This window comes from Paraburkholderia sp. EB58 (genome assembly GCF_050436665.1).
GTDB lineage: Bacteria > Pseudomonadota > Gammaproteobacteria > Burkholderiales > Burkholderiaceae > Paraburkholderia.
In genome coordinates, this window is record NZ_JBNDMQ010000026.1 from 37065 (window position 1) to 60243 (window position 23179).

Consider the following 23179-nt stretch of genomic DNA (forward strand, 5'->3'; position numbering starts at 1 on the left):
TCGGAGCTTACAAGTATGAAAAAGTCTTTGCTGGCATTCGCGCTATCGGGAGTATTTGCTATACCGGCGCACGCGCAAAGCAGCGTGACCCTGTATGGTCTCCTCGATACGGGTCTCGTCTATAGCAACAACCAGACCGGTCACAGCAGTTGGCAGGAAGCCAGCAGCGCGACACAGAATACGGTGTTCGGCCTCAAAGGCTCGGAAGACCTGGGCGGCGGTTTGCACGCTGTCTTCAAACTGGAACAAGGTTTCAACCTGAATAACGGCACCGAGGCTTTCCCGGGTGACGGTTTTGGTTCGCAAGTCTGGGTTGGGCTGCAAAGCGACCCGTACGGCACGCTGACGTTCGGCCGCCAGTTTGACGTGGTCAACGACCTGCTCGGTCCGCTCTCCGCCGAGAGCAACACCTGGGGCGGCAACCTCGCGGCGCATCCGTTCGAGAACGACAATCTCGCGGCCGACTCCGTGGTCATCAACAACGCGGTCAAGTACACGAGCCCCGCCTGGCACGGCGTCACCGTCGAAACCATGTACGCCTTCAGCAACAAGGCAGGCGGCTTCTCGGACAACCGTGTGTATGGCTTCAGCGCGGCTTATGCGCAAGGTCCTTTCAATCTCGCGGCCGGATACCTCCAGTTCAACAATGCGGGCGGCGGCGTGCTCGGCACCAACCCGAACGGCGCCATTTCGCAAGACGACGCCAGCGCGGATTTCATCGCGCAGCGCCAGCGTATCTGGGGTGCAGGCGGCAACTACACGTTCGGCCCGGCTACGATCGGACTCGTCTGGAGCCATACTCAGATCGACAATATGGCGAGCGTTTTCTCGTTCGGCCTCGGCGACTACTCGCCGCTCGGCGGCGGCCTGCGCCTCGACAACTACGAGGTCAACGCGCGCTATGCGCTCACGCCCGCTTTGAGCGTCTCGGGTTCGTACACATTCACGGATGGTGCATACAGCGATGGAGCGACGAACGCATCACCGGCATGGAATTCGGTCATGCTCCAGACCGACTATTCGCTGAGCAAGCGCACCGACGTCTATCTCGAGGGCGTGTATCAGCACGTGCACGGTGCGCCATCCGGCTCGATACTCGGCGACGCGATGATCAACACGCTGTCGCCGTCGTCGACCAACTCGCAAGTGGCCGTATCCGTGGGCCTGCGCCACGCGTTCTGACTCTGATCGCGTAGACTTGCTGGACGGCGGCATGGCCGGGTTCCCGACATGTCGCCGACTCAGCCTTGCGCATCTCGAACCCACTTCACAGGAACTGGCATGCTGACCGTCCATCACCTCGGAAAATCGCAATCCGAGCGCATTCTATGGCTGTGCGAAGAACTTGGCATTCCGTACGAGTTCAAAAAATACGACCGCGATCCGGTCACGCGGCTCGGTCCGCCCGAATACAAGGCGCTGCATCTGCTGGGCACGGCGCCGATCATCACCGATGGCGACGTGGTGCTAGCCGAATCCACGGCGATCATGGAATACATCATGGCGAAGTACGGCAGCGGCAGCCTCGTGCCGTCTTCGAGCGACGCCACGTTCCCCGACTATCTGTACTGGTTTCACTTTGCGAACGGATCGCTTCAGCCCAACCTTGGGCGCAGCATGATCTTGGGCCGCCTCGACCTGCAGCCCGATAATCCGTCGCTGATGTGGGTGAGCGCGCGGCGCGATCTGGTGATGGGTCTGGTGGAGAAGCGCCTGGCCGAGACGGACTACCTGGCTGGCAATGCCTTCACCGCGGCGGACATCGTCACCGTGTTTTCGTTGACGACGATGCGCATCTTCCTGCCGATGGATCTATCTCCTTACCCGAATATCCTGGCGTATCTCCAGCGCATCGGCGCACGCGATGCCTACCAGCGGGCGATGAAGAAAGGCGACCCGGACATGACGCCGATGCTGACCTGAGGGCGTCTCTTATCCAGACGGAGTCCATGCTTGCATGGCATTCGCAAGCGCCGCTCGCGAATGCCTGCAACTGAGCAATCAGCGGTCACGATCAAGCAGCGCCCTCAAAGCGCCGTTTGATCGCAACGCCCACTATCAAACGTCCCCAGCCTGATACAGTTTGATCACAGCGGAGAAGTCCAGACGGCCAGCGCCTTTGATGCTCATCGATTGATACAACTGCTGCGCCAGCGCACCGAGATACACCGGTTGACGCACTTGCTTCGCGGCATCCGTGGCAAGACCGAGATCCTTCAGCATCAGATCCGTACCGAAGCCGCCGGTATAGCCGCGCGACGACGGCGCCGTTTCGATCACGCCCGGGAACGGGTTATACGTGTCGGAACTCCAGCAGCGCCCGGTGGACGTGTTGATAATCCCGCCCAGCACCTTCGGATCGATGCCAAGCGCGGCACCCAATGACATGGCTTCGGCAACACCCGCCATCGTGATGCCGAGCACCAGGTTGTTGCAGATCTTCGCCACCTGCCCCGTGCCGGTATCGCCGCAATGAACGATGTTCTTGCCCATTGCCGACAACACCGGTTTCACCTGCTCATACACTGCTGCGCTGCCGCCCACCATAAACGTCAACGTGCCTGCCGCGGCGCCACCCGTTCCGCCCGAGACCGGCGCATCGACAAACGCATTGCCGTGCTGTGCCGCGAGTTCTGCGAACGCCTTGACGCTCGCCGGATCGATCGTGCTCGAATCGATGATGGTCACGCCCTTGGCTATACCCGCCAGCACGCCATCGTCAGCTGTCAGCACGCTGCGGACGTGAGCCGCCGCCGGCAGCATCGTGATGACGCATTCGACGTCCGCCACCGCCGCTTTCGGCGAACCCGCCGCCTTCGCGCCTGCATCGACCAGCGCCTGTACAGCCTGCGCGTTCAGGTCGAACACGTTCACGGCATGGCCCGCCTTCAGCAGGTTGTGCGCCATCGGCGCACCCATATTGCCGAGTCCAACAAAACCGATCTTCATGATTGCGTCTCCCCTTCGTAATCCAGAGTGCCTCGCGCAGAGCGCTTAGCGCAGGCTGATGGTGGTGTTGACGCCATCGTTGACAGTCGCGTCGTCGAACCAGCGCGCGGTGACCGTTTTGGTCTGCGTGTAGAACTGTACGACCTGTTTGCCATACGGGCCCAGATCGCCCAGCTTCGAACCGCGCGAACCCGTGAAGCTGAAGAACGGCACCGGTACCGGAATCGGAATGTTGATCCCTACCTGGCCCACGTCGATTTCGCTCTGGAACTTGCGCGCCGCCGCGCCGCTCTGCGTGAAGAGGCCCACGCCATTGCCCATCGGATTACGGTTGACGAGTGCAATCGCGTCGTCGAGCGTCGGCACGCTCAGCACCACCAGCACCGGCCCGAAAATTTCGGTGCGGTAGATTTCCATTTCGGTGGTGACGTCTGAGAAGATCGTCGGGCCGATGAAGTTACCTTCCTCGTAGCCGCTCACCTTGACGCCGCGGCCGTCGAGGTCAAGCGTTGCGCCCTCTTTTACGCCTGCTTCGATCAGGCCGAGAATCCGCTGCTTCGCTGCGCGCGAGACGACCGGGCCGATATCCGTGCCAGCCTCGTTGCCAGCGTTGACCTTCAGCGTCTTCGCCTTCTCAACCAGATCCGGCAGCCACTGCTGCGACGCGCCCACCAGCACGACTACCGAGGTCGCCATGCAACGCTGGCCCGCAGCACCGAAGCCGGCACCTGCGAGGGCGTTCAAGGTTTGTTCGCGGTTTGCATCGGGCAGCACCACCGCGTGGTTTTTCGCGCCCATCATCGATTGCACGCGCTTGCCGTGTTCACTGCCGAGGCGGTACACATGGGTGCCCACCGCCGTCGAACCGACGAACGAGATTGCCTTCACCAGCTCATGCGTGCACAGCGCGTCCACGACGTCCTTGCCGCCATGCACGACATTCAGCACGCCCTTCGGAATACCGGCTTCGATGGCCAGTTCGACCAGTTGCATCGTCGACAGCGGGTCCTGCTCCGACGGCTTCAGCACGAACGTATTGCCGCAGACGATCGCCATCGGGAACATCCACAGCGGAATCATCGCGGGGAAGTTGAATGGGGTGATGCCAGCGCACACGCCGATCGGCTGGCGCAGCGTGTACGTATCGACGCTGCCTGCGACGTTCTCGGCGAACTCGCCCTGTTGCAGCGTACCAATCGAGCACGCATGTTCCACGACTTCGAGGCCGCGGAAGATATCGCCTTCGGCATCTGGAATCGTCTTGCCCTGCTCGGCCGACAACGTCTTCGCGATACGCGGCATGTGTTCGCGGACCAGCGCCTGGTACTTCAGCATGATGCGCATGCGGGCGCCGATCGGCGTGTTTTTCCACGTGGCAAACGCCGCATGCGCGGAGCGGATTGCCGCATCCACTTCATCGGCGGTCGCGAACGGCACACGTGCCAGCACTTCCTGGGTCGCTGGGTTGACGATATCGCGCCACTCGCGTGAGCTCGATTCAACGAACTCGCCATTGATCAGCAGTTTGACCGTGCTGACATTCGCGTTGGAGGCCTGGGTAACAGCATTCATGATCGACTCTCTTGGTTGGGTACGAGTAAGTTAAGTTCAGCTACTAATCGGCGCGCGGGCGCATCATCAGCGTGCATAACAACGCGACAATGCCGAGCGCCACCATATAAGTCACCACATAGTGCGGGCGGCCAGCGCCCACGGCGAGCAATGCGGTCGCGATCATGGGCGCGATACCGCCGCCCAGCACGCCCGCAATCTGCACCGACAACGAGATCCCGCTATAGCGAATCTCGGCCGGAAACTGCGAAGCGAATAACTGCGACTCCGGTGCATACAGAATCGGGAACACGACGCCCACGCCCAGCACCATCGCCCACCACACGGTCAAAGGATCGCGTGTGCCGAGCATCGCGAAGAACGGCGCCGCAAACAGACACATGATGACGAGGCCGATCAGGAACAGACGTTTCTGGCCGATGCGATCGCTGAGATAGCCGCAAAACGGCATGGTGAACAACGACAGCACGGCACCCGCAGTAATCGCGTGCAGGATGGCGGCCTTGGGGATCTTCAACTGGTTGGCCGCATAGGCCAGCGCGAAGGCGACCACCAGGTAGAACCAGGTGTTTTCCGCACTGCGCGCGCCGATGATGATCAGGAGCTCGCGCGGATGGCGCCGCATCGCCTCGAGGATCGGCGCCTTCACGGGCTCGCCGCGCGCTTTCACTCGCTCGAAGTCCGGCGATTCAGGCACGCGGACCCGGATCACCCAGCCGATCAAGACCAGTGCGATGCTGGCGAGAAACGGAATGCGCCAGCCCCATGCAAGCAGATCGGCTTCCGGCAGCGCGGTGACGGCGGCCATCGCCAGCGAGGACAAGATCAGTCCAAAGCCCACGCCGGTTTGCGGCAAGCTGCCGAAAAAACCTTTGCGGCCGGGTGGTGCATGTTCCACCGCCATCAGTACGGCGCCGCCCCATTCGCCGCCCACCGCCATGCCCTGTAAAAACCGCATCGCCACCAGCAAAGCAGCGGCCCAGTAGCCGATGCTCTGATAGGACGGAATCAGGCCGATCGCCATGCTCGGAATGCCCATCAGCAAGAGCGTGACGAGCAGCATCGACTTGCGGCCGATCCGGTCGCCAAAGTGGCCGAAGACGATACCGCCCATCGGACGGCCGATGAACCCGACGCCATACGTCGCAAACGCGGCCAGCGTGCCGAGGATGGGATCGAGCGTCGGGAAGAAAATCTTGTTGAATACGAGCGCGGCGGCCGTGCCGTACAGAAAGAAGTCATACCATTCGATAGTGGTGCCGGCCATGCTGGCCCACCCGGCGATCAGGTAATCCCTGGCGCGTTTGGGAAGCGGTGCGGCAACTGCCGCCCGGTCGGGGGTCGATTGCATCTGCATCCTGTTGTCTCCGATATTTTCTGTAGGCTTGCCGGTCGCGCGAGTGGCGCGGGCTGCCTGAGCCGTGGTTGTTCCAGTGGCTTGCAAACGAGTATAGTTATTCGAATATCCACGGTATAGAGATGAAAAAGCCCATCCGATATGCAAAAAAACACAAGGCAATCTTGCATGTCGATACTGGAGACTGAATGGAAAGTGTGAACTGGGATGATCTGCGCTACTTCCTCGAGGTGGCGCGAACCCAACGGGCAAGCGGTGCAGCGAAACGCCTGGGCGTCGACCACACCACCGTGGCGCGCCGCATAAGAGAACTGGAAGCCGCACTCGGCACCGTGCTATTTGACAAGTCGCGTGCGGACGGCTTCGTGCTGACCTCCGACGGCCAGCGTCTGCTCGCCTATGCCGATACCGTTGAAACCACCGTGCAATCCGCGTCAGAACAATTTACGGGCGGCGCTCACTCGCTGTCCGGACACGTGCGGGTGGGTTCGACCGAGGGCTTCGGCTGCTTTTTCCTGTCGCCACAGCTCGCGCGTTTCGCTGGCAAGCACCCTGACATCTCAATCGACCTGCTGCCTGTTCCGCATTTCGTCAGCCTCTCCAAGCGGGAAGCGGACCTCGCCATCATGCTCGAGCGGCCCGAGCGCGGACAGTACGTCTACACCAAGCTGTGTGACTACCGGCTCAAACTATATGGAACCCGCAGTTATCTGGATCGCCATCCGCCCGTCAATACTGTGGCGGACTTACGCGATCACGCGTTTATCAGCTATGTCGCCGATCTCGCCTTTAGTCGTGAACTGCTTTATCTGGACCGCACCGTCCCCAACGCCACAGCCAACCTGTGCAGCACCAGCGTGATCGCTCAATACCATGCTGCGCTGCAAGGCAACGCGCTCGCCATCCTTCCCTGCTTCATGGCTGAGCCTAATCCGCTGCTCGAGGCCGTCTTGCCGGACGAGGTTGTGGTGACGCGGCATTTCTGGATCTGCTGCCGCGAAGATCTGCGCAAGCTGCGCCGCATCACCTCGCTGTGGGACTACCTTCGCGCGGCAGCGGATGAGAACCGGGGACTGTTGATGGGGGAATCCGCGGAAATGCGGTATGTGGAGGAGTGAGCGGTAACGGGGCGGGCGCCCGCTGAGCGCGGAGCGTGCAGACGGTCGACACTCGGCGCTCGGCGGCCAACTCCGCAAAACGGGGCTTAAGCTTTGGCCGGAGAGGCCGTTATTGCATCTGCCAACCTTTCACGTGCCCGCTCATGGCCAAGACCATTCCGTTTTCCGGCAACACCCAAGCCGCCCGCGCACGGGCAGCCAAGGCTATGTTGCTACCGCTTCCAAGGGCGACCGCGGAAGAACTCGCTCTCCAGGTCCACCTTGCGCTCGACAGCCTGCGGCGAGGGAAAGGAAGCGTCAGCGCCGCCCAGACCGTGACGCAGGCGATGCTCCTTGTCGCCTTCATCGTCGAAGCAGGGTATGGCACGCTGACACCTGAGGCGCTGCGCACCGCGGACGCCGTGAGCGCGGCGTGTTTCGAGCGCGGTCGCACCTCGGGCGAATGGATGCTTGATCGCGCCGGCTACGATATTTTCGCGGCGATTGCGACGGCTTACGATCATCAATTGCAGAAAGCCCCGCTCTGGGCAATTACCGAGGCAAGCGACCGGCTGGATCGGTTCAGCGCCGGCGAACCTTATCAGGCAGTTAACAGAAAGCGGGCGTAAGTGGGTCTGGGTGAAGTTGATCTGTACAAAACGGCAGCGTTTCGAAGGTCATCCTGCCGTCATGTAGCCTGACGAGGCCGCGACTACCGCCTCGATCATGGACGCTCAGTTACTGATGATTTTTGCGCACTCACGTTTGTCATTCACGTGATCGCGACCCTGGCGTATGCGGTTCGAATTGCGGGCATTCGCACTCGCTGGATTGCCGTATCGTTCGCGCTGTTCGGCATCATCGCCCTCGTGTCGCGCACCGCGAATTCTTTTCAAGGTCCGTTTCTGGCGAAGCGCGTCGAAGAGGATCTAGCCCATCACATTGCTCAAGGCATGCTTAGCGATTTTCGCTTGCTCCTGCTGGCAGCGACGATCGCAACCGTCGTGGGCGCCCTCCTCATTCCGAGTTTTCAGCGTTACTTTAGCCGCGCCGTCGTGCACTTCCAGGCGCACCGCTCGCTTCCGCGTCTCGCCCTATGCGGTGCCCAATCCCTGCAAGATCGGAAGATGAACCTGCGCGAAGCGATGCGCTTTCGCGGTCAGCTCGGCCAGAGAAGCTTCTACTGCTGATGGCAATGCTATGGTTTTCGGCATGGACTCCGAATCCGCGCGCAGCACTGCCTCTGCGAATTCGGCCCATTGCGCCGGTTGCTGCGCGTGATGCCGTCTCGCCAATAGAAAGAGTCGCGGCAGACGCGGCATAAAAACGCCCGAACCCGAAACCGGGCTCACCAGAAACTGCACGTCGTCACAATAGCGCGCCTGTTCACAGATCGCGGCGTTCAACTTCTCTGCCGACGGTCGGGCGGTGCTGATTTGCGCGTCGTCCTGAACGTTCAGCAACACGCCCATGCTCACCAGTAGCATCACGGCATCGGCGATCCGCACCAGTGTGATGCCCTGTGCGTGAACGCTGCGCTCGATATCGGCAAGGGATAGGGGACGATAGCTCGACAGTGCGTCGAGAATCGGGCCGTATAGCGCTTCCGGCAAGATCGTCTCGCCGAGTGCGCCACGCACCTTCAGCACCACAGCCTCTCTAGGTAACGCGAGGATCACCCGATGCGCGCGCAGCGCCCTATCACGCTCGTCGTCCGTCAACACGCGAGGGTCCTTGACCCAGTAATCGCGCCGCAACGAGCGGTTCGTGCAGAAATCGCGCACCGATTCGCGCAAGCCAATATCGGCAATGTCCGCTAACAAGGCGCATTGCGCTGGACTGAGATTGATCTCATCAATGTGATCGCGATAGTCCGCAGATCCGCCATAAATCAGACCGCACGCAGTCAGCGACGACGCTGCTTGCAAGAACGACATGGGATGCCAGTCGCGATTGAAGTACTCATGCGCGAGATACTTCGGACTCTCCGCGGACAGCGCCTTGATGCGCTCTGCCACCAGTGGGTTGACCAATGCATAGCCCGGTTGTGTCGCAAACACGGTCTGCGCAAAACCTACTGCGGCTTTGACGCGCGCCTCCGTGCGTGCTTCAGCAAGCATGCCGTAATGCTGGCCGGATAGCGTGTCGATCTGGAAATGCCGGTGCATCAATTCGCGCACGGGCAGCATCGGTGTCCAACCGGGCTGCGTGTTGTAGCTCAGGTACAGCACACCACCGGACTTCAGCTTGCGTTGGATGAACTCGGCAAGCAGTGCGCGATTCTCGTCGGAGATCCAGCTCCAGATACCATGCATGCCGATGAAATCGAAATCAGGCAGATCGTCGCGCCGGCAGAACTCGGAGAAGGGCTCACCGGACAAGTGCGCCTGCGAGCCTGCGCTCTCGGCGAGTTGCTGGGCGAAGTGCGCGTGAGATCGGTGGAAGTCGGTGCCATACCACCGCGTGTTCGACCCGGCGGCGTGTATGTTGACGCTGACGCCGTGGCCGAAACCGAGTTCGCATGCAGTATGAACGGGTGAAGAAGCGAGTCCGGCATGCAGCAACGGAAGCTTCAGGCGTATGGGATTCAGCTCGTCGCAATAGCCGAACGTGTATGCAATCTCATCGACATAACCCGTATCCCATTCACCCACGTCTTCGCTCTCGCTCGTTGCGCGGGTGCCCTTGTAGGGTCCGCGGATTTCCGCACCGGTTGTCCGGCGCGGCCCGACACGATACCGGTGCGCGGCGTGGAATGCAAAAGGTCGCGAACGCGGGTTGGATAAAAGATTTAACCAGACGTGGTGGCGAATGCTGCACGATGTCACCTTGCGGCGAGTTCGATCTTCGGCTCGCAGACGATCGGGAAATTGACAGAGTTCGCGATGTAACATTTTTCGTGAGCCGCGTGATGCAGACGCGCGGCCAAGCTGGCGTCATCCCCCGCGCGGATCGTCACATGAGGGCGCAGCACGATTTGCGTGAATTTGCCCTGCTGCGGACTATCGAGCATCGTCCCTTCCGCATCGTCACGATAATCCAGCACCGCAATTCCAGCGTCGGCGCATAGGTGCAAGTACCACAGCTTGTGACATGCCGATGCGGAAGCGACGAGCAGATCTTCCGGGTTCCAGCGTGCCGCGTCGCCGAGAAACGCGGCGTCCGACGAACCCGGAATGTCGGGCTTGCTGCCGGAACGAATCGTATGGTCCCGTCCATAGTCACGATATCCTGACGTGCCCGTGCCACGATTGCCTGTCCACAGCACTGAGACCCGGTATTTGTGCTCGCCATATGCCATGCCAATCTCCTTTAGGTACGCAAAGCCGATCACCGCGCAGTCTGCTGCAGAGCCCTGCGCAAAGCAAGAGCCGGCGCGACGTTCAACGCACCAAGTTTCGTCGAACTCAGGCAAACCCGGAGAGTGTCGGTCCGCAATGTCGCCACGGCATCCAACAAGTTGTCACGCGTTGTTCTCCGCGGCCGTCGCCCACTTCACAAATATAGATCCAACCTCTCGCAAGACGGTCTCGCGGGAGGCCATGCTAACGCCAGGCGCGTCGAAATAAGCGGCAACCAGAAGCGGCGAACGTGCCGGCGGCCGGACAATTGCGTAGTCGTTCGTTTCTTCTTCGACGCTCGTTCCGGGACGGTCGGCCGCTTGCCAATCCGTAGACAGACTTGCGCGAAGCCTGTTGAGGCCAGGCTTGCAGGCGATCATCCAGTTTTCCAGTTGCGCACGCGACCGCGGACTTAGAACATCGCCCAAGAGGATTCGGCTCACCACACTAGTGATTGCTCTAGGACTCGTTGTATCGAGCACGCCGCTGTATTTGTTTGACTCGGGCTCATACCGGTCCGAGCGCGTGACCGTATCGCCAAGACTGCGAACAAATTGAGTCAAAGCGGTGGGGCCGCCAGCGCTTCTCATCAACAGGATTGCGGCTGTATTGTCACTCACTTCCACGATAGCCTGGCAAAGCGCACCAATCGACATGGCGCCCTGCGCGACGTTGGCTTTCGTCACCGGAGAGGTAAAGATGAGATCCTTCTCGGTATAGCCGGACTCACGCGTCTTGCCTGCCTTGGGCGGGCAAGACGCGTGGGTCCGTTCGGATTCAATACGCGCGCTTTCAAAATCGCATTACGCGGTCTTACGGAATGGGCGCCTTGTAACCTCCCGTAAATTTTCTGAGCCATAATACGTTTGGCACGACACGTCGCGCTGCTATGCTCAAGTCATTCGTCCCGTCTGGTGAAGCTTCAACCTGCGCGACCAGACATGAGTACCGACTGAACCTTCGCCTTACCGCCCGCAGGCATCGCATTACGTGTAGCTTGCGGCGCGCTCCAATCATGCCCATCGATCGTCTTCTTTCCCTCGCGTCCTCGTATCAACAGGAAGGCCGTCTCGACCTGGCCGAAAGCCATTACCGCGAAGCGATTGGGATCGAACCCGATCATTGGGACGCATGCTTTGGACTGGGGCAGGTGTTGATTCAGCAGGCTCGATTCGACGAAGCCATCGGCAGGCTCAGTCAGATGGTAAACCGCTCCGGTGATCGCGCCGCGGTGCATCGTCAGCTTGGGCTCGCCGAAGCCCGTACCGGGCGGCGACAACGTGCGCTTGATCATTTCAAACATGCCCTTGCGCACGAGCCCGACGATCCCGCGACCTTGCACATCATCGCCAACTTTCAGCAATCGTTAGGCCTTAATGCTGAGGCCGACGCGACCTATCGGCTCGCTGTGAAATTGAAGCCGCTGATCACAGTCCCAGCGGTCGTCGCACCGCCCGACTTCCGCGTGCTGTTTGTGTTCGGGCCTACCGCAGGCAACACGCCCATTGAATATCTGATCGAGCAGGCAAGCTTCGAAAGCAATATCGTCACCCTGTTGCAAGATATGGATTACGACGTCGATCGGCTGCGCGCCTACGCAAACGTTGTCGTCAATCTGATTTCGGATGTCGATCGGGGGCACGCCTTCCTCGCGCCGGCACAAGCGCTGGTAGAGCGCCTGGGCGGTACCGTCGTCAATCATCCGAAGACGATTGCAGGTACGAGCAGGGACGCGGTTGCGCGACTCCTTGCGGGGTTGCCGGGCTGTCGTGTGCCGCAAACGCGGCTCTATCAGTCAGCCGAACTGCGTGATCTGCTACACGCAAATTCGCCAGACCTGCCGACGTATCCGCTGTTGGTGAGACCTGCCGGCACACACGGCGGCGACGACTTCGAGAAGATAGAGAATCCCGCGCAACTGCGGGCATTCCTCAGCGGACACGAACCAGGCAACTACTACCTCATCCCGTTTATCGACTATCGGTCCGACGATGGTTATTTCCGCAAGTACCGCTTCTTTTGCGTTGGCGACGAAATTCTGCCGTACCACCTCGCTATCGACGACAAATGGAAAGTCCACCACGTCACCACCAGTATGGCGACCCATACCTGGATGCAGGACGAAGAACGGACGTTCCTCGAGGACCCGTGGCGTGTCTTCGGCCTTGCGCAGCAGGCGGCATTGCAGCGGATTCGTGACGCGATCGGCTTAGACTTTTTCGGCATCGACTGTGCGCTCGACCGTGACGGCGCCGTCGTCGTGTTCGAAGTCAATGCAAGCATGCTCGTACACGGCAGGAACCAACAGTTTCCGTACAAGACAGAGGCGGTAGAGCGCATCAAGCGGGCGTTTCATGGTTTGCTCGCGCGACTCGCAACCACTTCAACCGATTGATCAATATCTCGGCCGCTTCGCGCACCACTTTTGATTCGCCGGATCGGAGCGAGAGCGGAAAGATTTGCTGCAATTGCTTGCGCCGGTAATTTTGGGTGATTCGCACCGTGCGTGGCCTCGACCTGCGAACAAGTCAAAACCCGAGACAGCAGTTTGATGGCATAGTGGATCTGTTGTGTGATTGCCCGAAGGCGGCGTCGAACGCCGCGGATTTCCCGGCACTGTGTGCGACGATCAAGCGATTACTGGAGAGACCATGAACTGGCTCGACAACCTGTTGCCACCGCAGATCAAGCAAACCGATCCGAAACGCCGCAAAAGCATTCCGGAAGGTTTATGGCTTAAGTGTCCGGAGTGCGAAGCAGTCCTGTACCGCACTGACGTCGAAGCCAATCTTTTCGTGTGTCCAAAATGCGGTCATCACATGCCCATAGGTGCTCGCGAGCGGCTGGATCACCTGCTCGACGCTGAAGGCCGCTATGAGATCGGCCACCAGGTTCTGCCCGTCGACCCGTTGACGTTCAGGGACAGCAGGGCATATCCAGAGCGCTTGAGCGAGGCGATGGAAGAGACAGGCGAAACGGACGCGGTAGTGGTGATGGGCGGCGCTATCCATTCGATTCCCGCGGTGGTGGCGTGTTTCGATTTCTCGTTCATGGCCGGTTCGATGGGCTCCGTCGTCGGCGAGCGTTTCGTGCGCGGGGTAAGGAACGCGATCGAACAACGCACGCCGTTTATCTGCATCGCCGCATCAGGCGGCGCACGCATGCAGGAAAGCGTGTATTCGCTCATGCAAATGGCCAAAACCACCGCGATTCTGACGAGGCTGGCGGAGGCCGGGCTTCCCTTTATTTCCGTACTGACCCATCCAACGACGGGCGGCGTATCAGCAAGCTTCGCGTTTCTCGGTGACGTAGTGATGGCCGAACCGAAGGCACTGATTGCGTTCACCGGCGAGCGGGTAATCGAGCAGACGGTGCGCGAGACGTTGCCTGAAGGCTATCAGCGCCCCGAGTTCCTGCTGCAGCGGGGCGCCATTGATATGATCGTGGATCGTCGCAACATGCGTGAGGAAGTCGCGCGCTTGATGGCAATACTGACGCGACAGCCCTCCGATTCGATTGGTTGACCCTCCCGGATAGCCTGTATGGGACCCTTGCGTGGCACGCTGGCTCCTGGTTCCCGTTAACTGAGAGCAAGTGCATTATTGCGCGCTTGCTTCGCAGCACTATTCCAGGTAGATAAGAATTCACACGAGAAACCATCAATGGACCACGCTCAAATAATCATAAAACCGTTGACGAGCAATGACGCAGGGGCATTCAAGGCTCTCCGTCTGAAGGCTATTTTGGACTCGCCGGCGGCACTTTGGCCAACGTATGAGGAAGAAGCCGGGCTCGCTCCGGAAGCCGTCGTTGACCGGATTCGCCACAACAAACATCAGATCGTATTCGGCGTGTTTAACAACCACGCGTTGATCGGAATTGCGGGTCTAAGGCGCGAGCCGCTTGCTCAGGTCGCTCATAAAGCAATGCTTTGGGGAGTATTCGTTGAAGCCGAATGGCGCGGAAGCGGCGTTGCTCGCAAGTTGCTTGAAACCGTCGTCGCACATGCTCGCGAGACAAAGGTGTTGCAAATCCATCTCTGCGTACACACTGAGAATCCACGGGCCCAAGGCTTGTATCAATTGCTTGGATTCGAGGTATACGGTTTGGAACCTCGTGCCATACGCATCGGCAATCGATTCTATGACGAACAGCGAATGGTGTTGCGTTTAGATGACTAACCTCGCGCGTACGCGAGTCGGCCATGCATCCTGCGCACCGCCTTCGCATGCCACGGTATAAAGCTATTGAGGAGGTATCGATACGATGAGCGAGCCCGATCTGAGCCACCTAGACAGCCTGGTCGAAGAAGCCATGACGCAATGGCAGATTCCCGGACTTGCGATCGCAGTGGTACAGGGCGACGAAGTCATCAAGCTGCAAGCTTACGGCACGCGCGATATAGAAAGCCGCTTGCCCGTGACAATCGACACGCAGTTCATGATTTGCTCTCTGACCAAATCATTCACGGCAGCAGGACTCGGCTTGCTCGTAGACGAGGGGAAGCTGGACTGGAACACGCGAATTCAGGAGATATTGCCGGGCTTCCAGCTCTACGACGCAATAGCCTCAAAGAACCTCACCGTACACGACCTGCTTACGCATCAAAGCGGCCTCCCACGTCACGACAGGATCTGGTCGCCACCTGGTGAGCGTTCCCGTCCCGAGATACTGGCGGCGATGCGTTACCTGCAACCGAGCCGAGGGTTTCGCGAGGTCAACCAATATTGCAATCTCGGCTACGTTGTTGCCGGAGCGGTGGCCGAGCGAATCAGCGGACAAAGCTGGGAAGCCTTTACCACCGAGCGCCTGCTGCGTCCATTAGGTTTCAGGAATTTCAGCTTTTCGACAGACGCGTTGGAGGAGTCAATTGACCATGCGCTGCCCCACCCCCGAGGCTCTGAGCGCGTCTATCGAGGCAGATTGTGGCCGATGCATGCGGCACCAGCGGGTGGCATCAATACTTCCGTTTCCGACATAGCAAAGTGGTTAGGTTTCCTGCTTTCTCAAGGCGCTGTTAACGGATCCCAGTTACTGTCGCAAAGCGTCGTACAGCAGATGATGACGCCACAGATTTACTTCGAAGATTCTGGCTTCAGCGAAATTGGCGCGCTCCACTATGGTTTGGGGCTTCGCTGTGAACACTATCGCGGTGATCGTACGGTTTCGCATACGGGCTCCCTGCCGGGATGGGGTTCGATGATGAGCATGATGCCCGAGCATCGCATCGGCGTAGTTGTCCTCACCAATCGTGATCCCTGCCCGGTGCGCGACTTGTTGATCTATTACGTTTTCGACCGATTGCGCTCGCGAGAACCCCTCAACTGGCTGGAAACGTTTCGCGCGAGGCGACGCAAAGCGCTAGACGAGGAAGAGACGGAACTGCGCAACCGCGAGGCACTTCGCGCAACCTGGACTGAACCAACCCAGCCCTTGAAGTGCTACGTTGGCCAATACGAGCACCCAGCGTATGGCGAGTTCTCTGTGTTCGAAGACATTGGCGTCTTAGGCTGGCGCTGGCGAGGCTTGAACGGCATTTTGTTGAGCCGTGACGGCAAGACGTTCGAACTCAAGGAGGACGGTGATCCTCGCTTTGGCCCTCCTTTGCAGGTGACGTTCCAGCTCAACGCGGACGGCACTATCGACAGCCTAAGCTCTCCGCTAGAACCGACCGTTGCAGACATCAGCTTCCAGCGGCGCAGCCCTCCTACGTCCCAGGGCTAGTATGCATCCCACGGTGGCTCTTCACCGAATGCATCCCCAAGGTACTCGATAAACTGCCGCACCTTGGACGGAATGTAGCGTGCAGTCGGATAAACAGCGTGAACGGTCAGTTCGGGCGCGCGGTAACCGGGCAGCAGTTCCACGAGTTCCTTCGTCCGGATGTGCGGTCCAAAAACGAATGTGGGCCCGTACGCAATGCCGACCCCGGAGAGCGTCGCCGAAAGCAGCATCTGCATATTGTTGGCCTGCATCCGGTATGGCCCGTCAATCACGTGCTCGCGTCCGTCTTCATCGCTCAACGTCCACTTAGGTATCGAGACCGCTTCGCTGAACGCGAGACGCGGAGCGCGCTGCAAATCCTCCGGCGTGATCGGCACACCCTCGCGCTCGAGAAACGACGGTGCGGCACAGACAGTCATCCGGCATGGTGCGAGACGCCGCGCGACAAGTTGCGAATCGGGCAGCCGGCCAATGCGGATCGCCACATCGATACTGTTGTGCTGCAGATCGACATATCGATCGTCGAGTGCAACCTCGATGTTCACGTTTGGATGATTCGCAAGGTAGGTAGCCACGACATCGCCCATGTGCATAACGCCGAACGTGACCGGCGCAGCCACGCGCAAGGTTCCGCGCGCCGTGCTGTGTGCGTCGCTCGCTTCGCTGTTGGCGTCGTCGAGTTCTTCGAGAATCCGCTTGCAGCGGAGGTAATAGGTACGGCCGGCATCCGTTAGGCTCAGGCTGCGCGTACTCCGCTGCAGCAGACGCACATTCAGATCCGCCTCCAGTGCGCTCAGATACTTCCCGGCCATGGATGCCGACAGCCCGGAACGTCTGCCGGCCGCTACCAGACTCCCCTCGTCCACCGCGGCGACAAACACGGCAATACTCGCGAAACGGTCCATGACGCGCCTATTCGATAATTTAACGATCGATTGATGATACTGGATGCAGGATTATCGCGCTTAGCGATCCAATCTACCATCGCTTCAGGGTCCGGCAGACGGAATTGAATCAACGGGATTTCGAAGGAGCACCGCAATGAAAATCGCATCGAACGGCATTCACATCAACGTCACCGATCAGGGCAGTGGCACGCCCGCCATCGTGTTTCTGCACTACTGGGGCGGCTCGTCGCGCACCTGGAGCGACGTCATTGCGGCGTTCCCGCCGGTGTACCGTATGGTGGCTCCCGATCACCGCGGTTGGGGAGATTCCGACGCCCCGGCAAGGGGCTACGCCCTTGCCGATTTCGCCGACGACGCGCAGGGCGTCATCGACACACTGAAGCTCGGCCAGTTCGTCCTGGTGGGGCATTCGATGGGCGGCAAAATTGCACAACTTCTGGCGTCGCGCCGTCCCAAGGGGCTGGTGGGACTCGTCATGGTTGCGCCGTCGCCGCCGGTGCCGCTGCTTCTTCCCGCCGAAGTACGCGCAGAAATGAGGAACGCCTACACGTCTCGCGCCTCCGTCGAAGCATCCATTGATCACATGCTCACCGCCAGGCCGCTGAGCCCGGCACATCGCGAGCAGGTGATCGAAGATAGCCTGCGTGGCGACCCACAAGCCAAGACCGCGTGGCCAACCTACACCAGCCTCGAAGACATCACCCGCCAGGTTGCGGCGATCAATGTGCCTGCTATTGTGATCGCCGGTGAACTGGACCGGGTGGACAGCATCGAAACGTTGCGGACACAACTGATCCCGCACATTCCGCATGCGCGCATGCATGTGGTGCCGAGCAGCGGTCACTTGTCACCGCTTGAGGCGCCGCGTGAGGTTGCCGGCCTCATTCAAGAATTTGTCGAGTCGCTTAGCGTGGTCAAGTCGCGAATGACGTGAAATGTCGCTTGAATCAAAACCGATGCCGCATCCCCACCCCCACCACAATCTGCTCGTCCGTCGACGAAAGCGCCTGTCCGCTCACATCCGCCGTCAACCCTGAACCGTCGCTGTTGATGTGCTGATAACTCGCCTGCAAATACAGGTCTGTGCGTTTGGAGAGAAAGTAGTCGGTCTGCACGGACACCTCATGCCACTTCGGATGATGCTGGCCACTCGCCGTGGACAACGCCGCGGCCGTGTACGTATATTCGCCGATCAGCTTGAGCGCCGGGCTCAGCGCGTAACTCGCGTTCACTTCGTAGTTATTGAAGCTCGCGCCCTGACCGTTCTCCGCGAGGCCGAGGCTGTTTGCCCCATTGATCGTCTCCAGACCACCGAGTTGCGTACGCGTCCACACGAATCCGAGCTTCGCCGCGCCGAGGCCGTAGTTCGCACCTGCGCCATAAGTGCGCTGCTGCGCGGCGATGAAGGTACGGTCGGTCAACGTCAGCGCGCCGTTTGTATTGCTGCTACCGCCGTTATTTGCCTGCAGATAGCCCGCACTGAGGTTCAACGGACCGGCATCGTACGCAGCGCCAAAGCTGTACAGTCGATTGTCGTCGAAGCCGCCCGCTTCGTTCGAGAAACCGTACAGCGCGCCGAAACGCAACCCCTCATACGACGTGCTGGCAAACTTCACCGCGTTGTTGACGCGGAATGAGTTATTCAGGTTGTCGTTATCGAACGGATGAGCGGAGAAATTGTTGCCACCCGGATGAATGCCCGTGAAGCTGAGCGGCGCGACATAGTCCACTACCGAGTCGTACTGGCGTCCGAACGTCACCGTGCCGAAGCGGTTGTTCGACAGTCCCGCATACGCCTGATAGCCGAACTCCCGGCCGCCCTGGCGGGCCGTGCCGTTCATCACGCTAAAGCCGTTTTCAAGCTGAAAAATCGCCTTCGTGCCGCCGCCGAGATCTTCGTGACCAGCGAAGCCCCAATGGCTGCCGGTCACATCACCGCTGCCCGCTTGCCATGCGGCACGGCCTTTCTCATTGCTCGTATAAAAAAGGCCCGCATCGATCACCCCGTAGAGCGTCACGCCCGATTGTGCCTGCACCCCGCAGGCGCACCCCGCCGCGCATACGGCTATAACCAAACTCTTCTTCATTTGTGTCCTGAAGTTTCTAGTGAGCCGCCCATGCGCACGCCGACGCAACGCCGCTGTTAGAGCGTCGTCCGGTGCAGGCGAAAAAGCGGCGTGGGAGGGGCTGGCTGGGCCGTGTGGCTAACGGCTGGCGATGCCCGTCTAAGCGACGAGTCCGTCGATCAGAACTTGATGGTGACCGCGCGAGCATGGCTCGATACGCGCGGAGACACCGAATACCTGGCCGAGCGTCGCAGGCGTGACGACTTCGGGCGGCGTCCCGAAGCGCACAATGCGTCCCTCGTGCAGCAACATCGCACATTCGCATGTGCGCATCGCCGCGTTGATATCGTGCAGGACTACTACGGTCACAATACGGCTTTCGCGCGTGACCTCGCGCAGCACCTGCATCACATGGAACTGGTGATTCAGATCGAGCGCTGAAAGCGGCTCGTCGAGCAACAACACTTGCGGGTCGCGCACGAGTGCCTGAGCAATGCCGACGAGTTGCCGCTGACCGCCCGACAATTCGTCGAGCGAACGCGCAGCCAGCTCATCAATACCGAGCCTGCGCAGAACGGCATGGGCATGCGCGAGATCGTCGCCATGCGCGGTACCCGGCAACACAGCGCCATATCCGCGCGTGGCACGGCATGCCACCACGACGGATTCCAGCACTTGCAGGCGCACACCTGCGGGCAACGCTTGCGGCAGATACACCACGCTATGCGAACGGGCGCTCGCCGCCGACAGGGCGAGCGGTTCGCCGTCGAGCGATAGAGAGCCGGTATGAACCCGCGTGAGGCCCGCTAAAGCGCGCAGCAACGTGGACTTACCGCTGCCATTCGGGCCGAGCAATGCGGTGATCTGACCACGCGGCAGCGGCCCTGCTTCGAGCGAGGTCAGCACCTGCCGCTTGTCGTAACGCACGCTCAAATCGTGAATGCACAGGCCGTTCATCCCATTTGCCCCTGCGAACGCACGACAATGCCGAGAAACAGCGGAATGCCCACCAACGCCGTGACGATACCAACCGGAATCAGTACACCCGGGATGATCAGCTTCGACGCAATGGATGCGAGCGAGAGCGTCAGCGCGCCAATCAGCATGCTGCCCGGCAGATAGAACCGATGGTCCTCGCCGAACAGCGTGCGCGCGATGTGCGGCGCGATCAGTCCGACAAAGCCGATCGTGCCCACGAACGACACCGCGAGCGCAGACAGTACCGACACGCGCAGCAGCGTGGAAAGCCGCAGACGCCGCACGTCGATACCGAAGCTGGCGGCCCGGTCTTCGCCGAGGCGCATCGCCGTCAGCGTCCACGCGTTGCGCAGCGACAGCGGCAACGCTAGCGCCAACGCAACCGCCAGCACACCAATCTTGGGCCAGTCGGAGCGCGCCAGCGAGCCAAGCGTCCAGAACACGAGGCCCTGCAGCGCATCGGCCGAGGCCATGAACTGCATCAGCGAGACGAGCGCATGAAACGCGAACACGAGCGCGATGCCCAGCAGCACGACGCCCGCGGTATTCATGCCGCGCCAGCGCGCAACCGAATCGAGCAACAGTGCGGAAAGCAGCGCGAAGACGAACGCGTTCGCGGAGACGATCCACGTCTGCGACACGCCGGGAATGGTCACATCCAGCACAATCGCAAGCGATGCACCGAACGCGGCCGCCGCCGACACGCCCAGCGTATAGGGACTCGCGAGCGGATTGTTGAGGATGGTCTGCATTTCCGCGCCCGACAAACCCAGCGATGCGCCCACCAGCAGCGCCATCACCGCATATGGCAGGCGAATCTGCCAGACGATCACACTCGTCGCCGGATCAGCCGAGGCGTGATCGAAAACCGTGCGCAACAGTGCCATCAGCGGCAAGCCGGATGGTCCGGTGCGCAAATCGAACAGCAGGGAGCCGACAATCAGCGCCATGACGGCGAGGAGGCACATCACGCGTCGGTGCGTGAGACGCCGGTAATGCCGCACGCCGATATCGTGCGGCGCGGCCTGATGCGGAAGAGTTGCCATGAACCGCCCGTTCAGTGCAAGGCTACCGGCGCAGCACCGCGAGTGGAACCACCCACTCCATCGACCCAATAAGCGCCGTCCGGGGGCACCGCGAGGAAGCGGCTATACAGTTCGGACTGCGTCGCATTGACGTCCAGATCCTTGAACTGTTGCGGATAAAACCACTTCGCGAAGGCCTCGATCGCCACGATGTTGTACGGCGAGTCGTAGTAGTTGTGCGAGATCCCATGCACGCGGCCATCGTGAATCGCCTTGATGGTGTCGAAGCCCGGCCGCGCGACCAGCGCTGCCAGACTAGCCTGCGCATCCGGCTCGCTCGTCAATGCGCCGACCCGCAGTGAAGCGAGGCCCGGTTTAGTGCGGCTGCCGGTGGCGATATATACATCAGGCTGTGCAGCGATGATCTGCTCCATGCTGATGTCGCCGAGCACACCCGGCACCAACCCAGCCGCGATGTTGCGCCCACCCGCGGCCTGGATGAATTCACCGAAATTGCCGTCACCGGCGGTGTGGCAGCAACCCGCATCCCACACGCCGGCGAGCAGGTCGATAAAGACCTTGGGCCGCTGCTGCATCGGGATCTGGTTGACGACCGCCTGCACCCGCGCCAGATGTTGCTGATAGAACTGCGCGTAAGCGTTGGCCTGTTGCTCGCGATGCATGACCTTGCCGAGCAGTTCGACACTCGGCAAGGTGTTCTGCATCGGGTGCAGCCGGAAGTCGACGAATACGACAGTCGTCCCCGTTGCCTCCAACTGCTTGACGAGTGCGTTATAGCGGCTCGGGCCGTGACCCGCGACACTGAAAATGGCGAGGTCGGGCTTGAGACTCAACGCTTTCTCGTCACTGATGCTATCTTCCGTGGCTTTGCCGATCAACGGAATCTGCTTGATGCCAGGGAATTTGTCGGCGTAAGCGTCGAAGGTCTGCGGATCCATCGTTGGCAGATCGCCTTGCCAACCGACGATCCGCGCCAGCGGCTGCTTTCCTTCCAGCAGCGCGACCGCCATCAGCAGGCGGCTTTCGCCAAGCAGGATACGGTGAGGCTCCGCCGGAATACGGATCGTGCGGCCCGCCAGATCGGTCACGGTCTGCGCCGGTGCCGCGGCCGCAGCCGGCGGCGTCACGGCATGCGCCGCCACACCGGCCCCGAGGATCGCGCAGCTGAACACCGCGCAGGCGGTCAAGGCGCGAGTGGCTGCGCCGAGCCGGCGTGCGAGCGACTGAAACCGGAAAATCGACATGGTATAGTGCGTAAATGAGAATGATTGCCATTTTGGCCGCTCCACTTTAGCGGCGCAATGTAATGGCAATGTGTTGAAACACGGCTGTTTTGTAATGGAATGTGTTGGCGTGGCCGCGAGCGAAAAAACGCCCTGCGGATAGCATGCGAGGCGCACACAAGAACTTAACGATGGACCACATACTCGTTGTCGACGACGACCCCAACATTCGCCAGTTGCTGCAGGACTACCTGCGCAGCATGGGCTATGGGGTCATTGCCGTCGAAAGCGGCGTGCAGATGAAGCAGGCCATCAACACGTCGCAAATCGATCTTGTCGTACTCGATCTGATGCTCGAAGGCGAGGACGGCCTCGATATCACGCGCGATCTGCGACGCACGCACGCCGTGCCGATCATTATCCTGAGTGCGCGCGGCGGCTTGCTCGACCGCATCCTCGGCCTCGAAATGGGCGCCGACGACTATTTGCCCAAGCCCTTCGATCCACGCGAACTCGTCGCCAAGATCAAGGTGGTGTTGCGACGCACGCGCAGCGTACCGGGCGAACGACTCACGGATTCGTCTGCGTTCGTGAGCTTCGCCGGCTGGAAACTCGACACGCGCATGAAGCAGATGCTCTCGCCCGATGGCGTGGTCGTGTCACTCGGCGGCTCCGACTATCGCGCGCTGCGCGCGCTGCTCGATCACCCCAACCGTCCGCTCTCACGCGAGTTTTTGCTGGACCGCGTGTTCGGCAAGGAGCGCACGCCACTCGACCGCTCTATTGACGTTTGCATCAGCCGCCTGCGCCAACATCTTAAGGACTCCCCACGCGGCGCCGGGCTGATCCGCACCATGCGCAACGAAGGCTACATGCTGGTGGCCGATGTCACGCACGAAGCCTGAGCGGCGCACGGCG

General features: G+C 60.5%; 21 protein-coding genes and 2 pseudogenes. 12 read left to right on the top strand and 11 right to left on the bottom strand.

Annotated elements, in window-relative coordinates; genetic code table 11:
• The first annotated feature begins 15 nt into the window (after nucleotides 1-15).
• Nucleotides 16-1182 carry a porin gene (locus P3T40_RS30405; RefSeq protein WP_429271414.1) on the top strand — a complete coding sequence of 389 codons (1167 nt, stop codon included), beginning with the start codon at nucleotides 16-18 and terminating at the stop codon, nucleotides 1180-1182.
• A 99-nt stretch (nucleotides 1183-1281) separates the two neighbouring features.
• On the top strand, nucleotides 1282-1923 hold the full coding sequence (locus P3T40_RS30410) for a glutathione S-transferase family protein (RefSeq protein ID WP_429271415.1): 642 nt from the start codon (nucleotides 1282-1284) through the stop codon (nucleotides 1921-1923).
• A 135-nt stretch (nucleotides 1924-2058) separates the two neighbouring features.
• Here P3T40_RS30410 and mmsB read toward each other — a convergent pair whose 3' ends face one another.
• From mmsB to P3T40_RS30425, 3 genes are read right to left on the bottom strand one after another with little or no spacing between them, the layout of a single operon-like run.
• Nucleotides 2059-2949, bottom strand: coding sequence for a 3-hydroxyisobutyrate dehydrogenase (gene mmsB / locus P3T40_RS30415; protein ID WP_429271416.1), 891 nt, complete (start codon nucleotides 2947-2949; stop codon nucleotides 2059-2061).
• Nucleotides 2950-2994: 45 nt separating this feature from the next.
• Nucleotides 2995-4521 carry a CoA-acylating methylmalonate-semialdehyde dehydrogenase gene (locus P3T40_RS30420; RefSeq protein WP_429271417.1) on the bottom strand — a complete coding sequence of 509 codons (1527 nt, stop codon included), beginning with the start codon at nucleotides 4519-4521 and terminating at the stop codon, nucleotides 2995-2997.
• A 43-nt stretch (nucleotides 4522-4564) separates the two neighbouring features.
• Entirely contained in the window at nucleotides 4565-5878 is a 1314-nt protein-coding gene (locus tag P3T40_RS30425) for an MFS transporter (RefSeq protein ID WP_429271418.1), read from the bottom strand.
• A gap of 188 nt (nucleotides 5879-6066) precedes the next feature.
• On the opposite strand from P3T40_RS30425, the gene P3T40_RS30430 reads away from it, so the two are divergent.
• From P3T40_RS30430 to P3T40_RS30440, 3 genes and pseudogenes are all read left to right on the top strand, one after another.
• Nucleotides 6067-6996 (top strand): LysR family transcriptional regulator, encoded by a 930-nt coding sequence (locus P3T40_RS30430; protein ID WP_429271419.1) that lies wholly within the window; start codon nucleotides 6067-6069, stop codon nucleotides 6994-6996.
• Nucleotides 6997-7139: 143 nt separating this feature from the next.
• Complete coding sequence (locus tag P3T40_RS30435) at nucleotides 7140-7604, top strand: hypothetical protein (protein ID WP_429271420.1); 465 nt, start codon at nucleotides 7140-7142, stop codon at nucleotides 7602-7604.
• Between the two features lie 97 nt (nucleotides 7605-7701).
• Nucleotides 7702-8072, top strand: a pseudogene (locus P3T40_RS30440) (lipid II flippase family protein); the annotation flags it as partial.
• Here the strand turns inward: P3T40_RS30440 and P3T40_RS30445 are convergent.
• The 3 genes from P3T40_RS30445 to P3T40_RS30455 form a co-directional block, all read right to left on the bottom strand.
• On the bottom strand, nucleotides 8070-9629 hold the full coding sequence (locus P3T40_RS30445) for a class I SAM-dependent methyltransferase (RefSeq protein ID WP_429271421.1): 1560 nt from the start codon (nucleotides 9627-9629) through the stop codon (nucleotides 8070-8072). The pseudogene P3T40_RS30440 and the gene P3T40_RS30445 sit on opposite strands and share 3 nt — an antisense overlap.
• Before the next feature lie 170 nt (nucleotides 9630-9799).
• Nucleotides 9800-10276 carry an OsmC family protein gene (locus P3T40_RS30450; RefSeq protein WP_429271422.1) on the bottom strand — a complete coding sequence of 159 codons (477 nt, stop codon included), beginning with the start codon at nucleotides 10274-10276 and terminating at the stop codon, nucleotides 9800-9802.
• 162 nt (nucleotides 10277-10438) lie between these two features.
• Nucleotides 10439-11098, bottom strand: coding sequence for a serine hydrolase (locus tag P3T40_RS30455; RefSeq protein ID WP_429271497.1), 660 nt, complete (start codon nucleotides 11096-11098; stop codon nucleotides 10439-10441).
• Between the two features lie 233 nt (nucleotides 11099-11331).
• On the opposite strand from P3T40_RS30455, the pseudogene P3T40_RS30460 reads away from it, so the two are divergent.
• From P3T40_RS30460 to P3T40_RS30480, 5 genes and pseudogenes are all read left to right on the top strand, one after another.
• Nucleotides 11332-11643, top strand: a pseudogene (locus P3T40_RS30460) (tetratricopeptide repeat protein); the annotation flags it as partial.
• Nucleotides 11644-11652: 9 nt separating this feature from the next.
• Nucleotides 11653-12711, top strand: a complete 1059-nt coding sequence (locus P3T40_RS30465) for an ATP-grasp domain-containing protein (RefSeq protein WP_429271505.1) — start codon at nucleotides 11653-11655, stop codon at nucleotides 12709-12711.
• A gap of 256 nt (nucleotides 12712-12967) precedes the next feature.
• A complete protein-coding gene (gene accD, locus P3T40_RS30470; protein ID WP_429271423.1) occupies nucleotides 12968-13840 on the top strand; it encodes an acetyl-CoA carboxylase, carboxyltransferase subunit beta in 873 nt (290 codons plus the stop codon).
• 138 nt (nucleotides 13841-13978) lie between these two features.
• Nucleotides 13979-14497 (top strand): N-acetyltransferase family protein, encoded by a 519-nt coding sequence (locus P3T40_RS30475; protein WP_429271424.1) that lies wholly within the window; start codon nucleotides 13979-13981, stop codon nucleotides 14495-14497.
• An 85-nt stretch (nucleotides 14498-14582) separates the two neighbouring features.
• On the top strand, nucleotides 14583-16040 hold the full coding sequence (locus P3T40_RS30480; protein ID WP_429271425.1) for a serine hydrolase: 1458 nt from the start codon (nucleotides 14583-14585) through the stop codon (nucleotides 16038-16040).
• On the opposite strand, the gene P3T40_RS30485 is transcribed toward P3T40_RS30480, so the two are convergent.
• Entirely contained in the window at nucleotides 16037-16945 is a 909-nt protein-coding gene (locus tag P3T40_RS30485) for a LysR family transcriptional regulator (protein ID WP_429271426.1), read from the bottom strand. The genes P3T40_RS30480 and P3T40_RS30485 overlap by 4 nt on opposite strands.
• Before the next feature lie 136 nt (nucleotides 16946-17081).
• Between P3T40_RS30485 and P3T40_RS30490 the strand changes: the two genes are divergently transcribed.
• Nucleotides 17082-17882 (top strand): alpha/beta fold hydrolase, encoded by an 801-nt coding sequence (locus P3T40_RS30490; protein ID WP_429271427.1) that lies wholly within the window; start codon nucleotides 17082-17084, stop codon nucleotides 17880-17882.
• A gap of 13 nt (nucleotides 17883-17895) precedes the next feature.
• Here P3T40_RS30490 and P3T40_RS30495 read toward each other — a convergent pair whose 3' ends face one another.
• The 4 genes from P3T40_RS30495 to P3T40_RS30510 form a co-directional block, all read right to left on the bottom strand.
• The gene (locus tag P3T40_RS30495) at nucleotides 17896-19035 is read right to left on the bottom strand and encodes a porin (protein ID WP_429271428.1); all 1140 of its coding nucleotides are present in this window, start codon (nucleotides 19033-19035) and stop codon (nucleotides 17896-17898) included.
• Between the two features lie 138 nt (nucleotides 19036-19173).
• Nucleotides 19174-19971 (bottom strand): ABC transporter ATP-binding protein, encoded by a 798-nt coding sequence (locus P3T40_RS30500; protein WP_429271429.1) that lies wholly within the window; start codon nucleotides 19969-19971, stop codon nucleotides 19174-19176.
• The gene (locus tag P3T40_RS30505; protein ID WP_429271430.1) at nucleotides 19968-21038 is read right to left on the bottom strand and encodes a FecCD family ABC transporter permease; all 1071 of its coding nucleotides are present in this window, start codon (nucleotides 21036-21038) and stop codon (nucleotides 19968-19970) included. Before P3T40_RS30505 ends, P3T40_RS30500 begins: the two co-directional genes overlap by 4 nt.
• A gap of 11 nt (nucleotides 21039-21049) precedes the next feature.
• Nucleotides 21050-22282 (bottom strand): ABC transporter substrate-binding protein, encoded by a 1233-nt coding sequence (locus P3T40_RS30510; RefSeq protein ID WP_429271431.1) that lies wholly within the window; start codon nucleotides 22280-22282, stop codon nucleotides 21050-21052.
• A 170-nt stretch (nucleotides 22283-22452) separates the two neighbouring features.
• Here P3T40_RS30510 and P3T40_RS30515 point away from each other — a divergent pair, with 170 nt between their 5' ends.
• On the top strand, nucleotides 22453-23166 hold the full coding sequence (locus tag P3T40_RS30515) for a response regulator (protein WP_429271432.1): 714 nt from the start codon (nucleotides 22453-22455) through the stop codon (nucleotides 23164-23166).
• Nucleotides 23167-23179 lie beyond the last annotated feature (13 nt).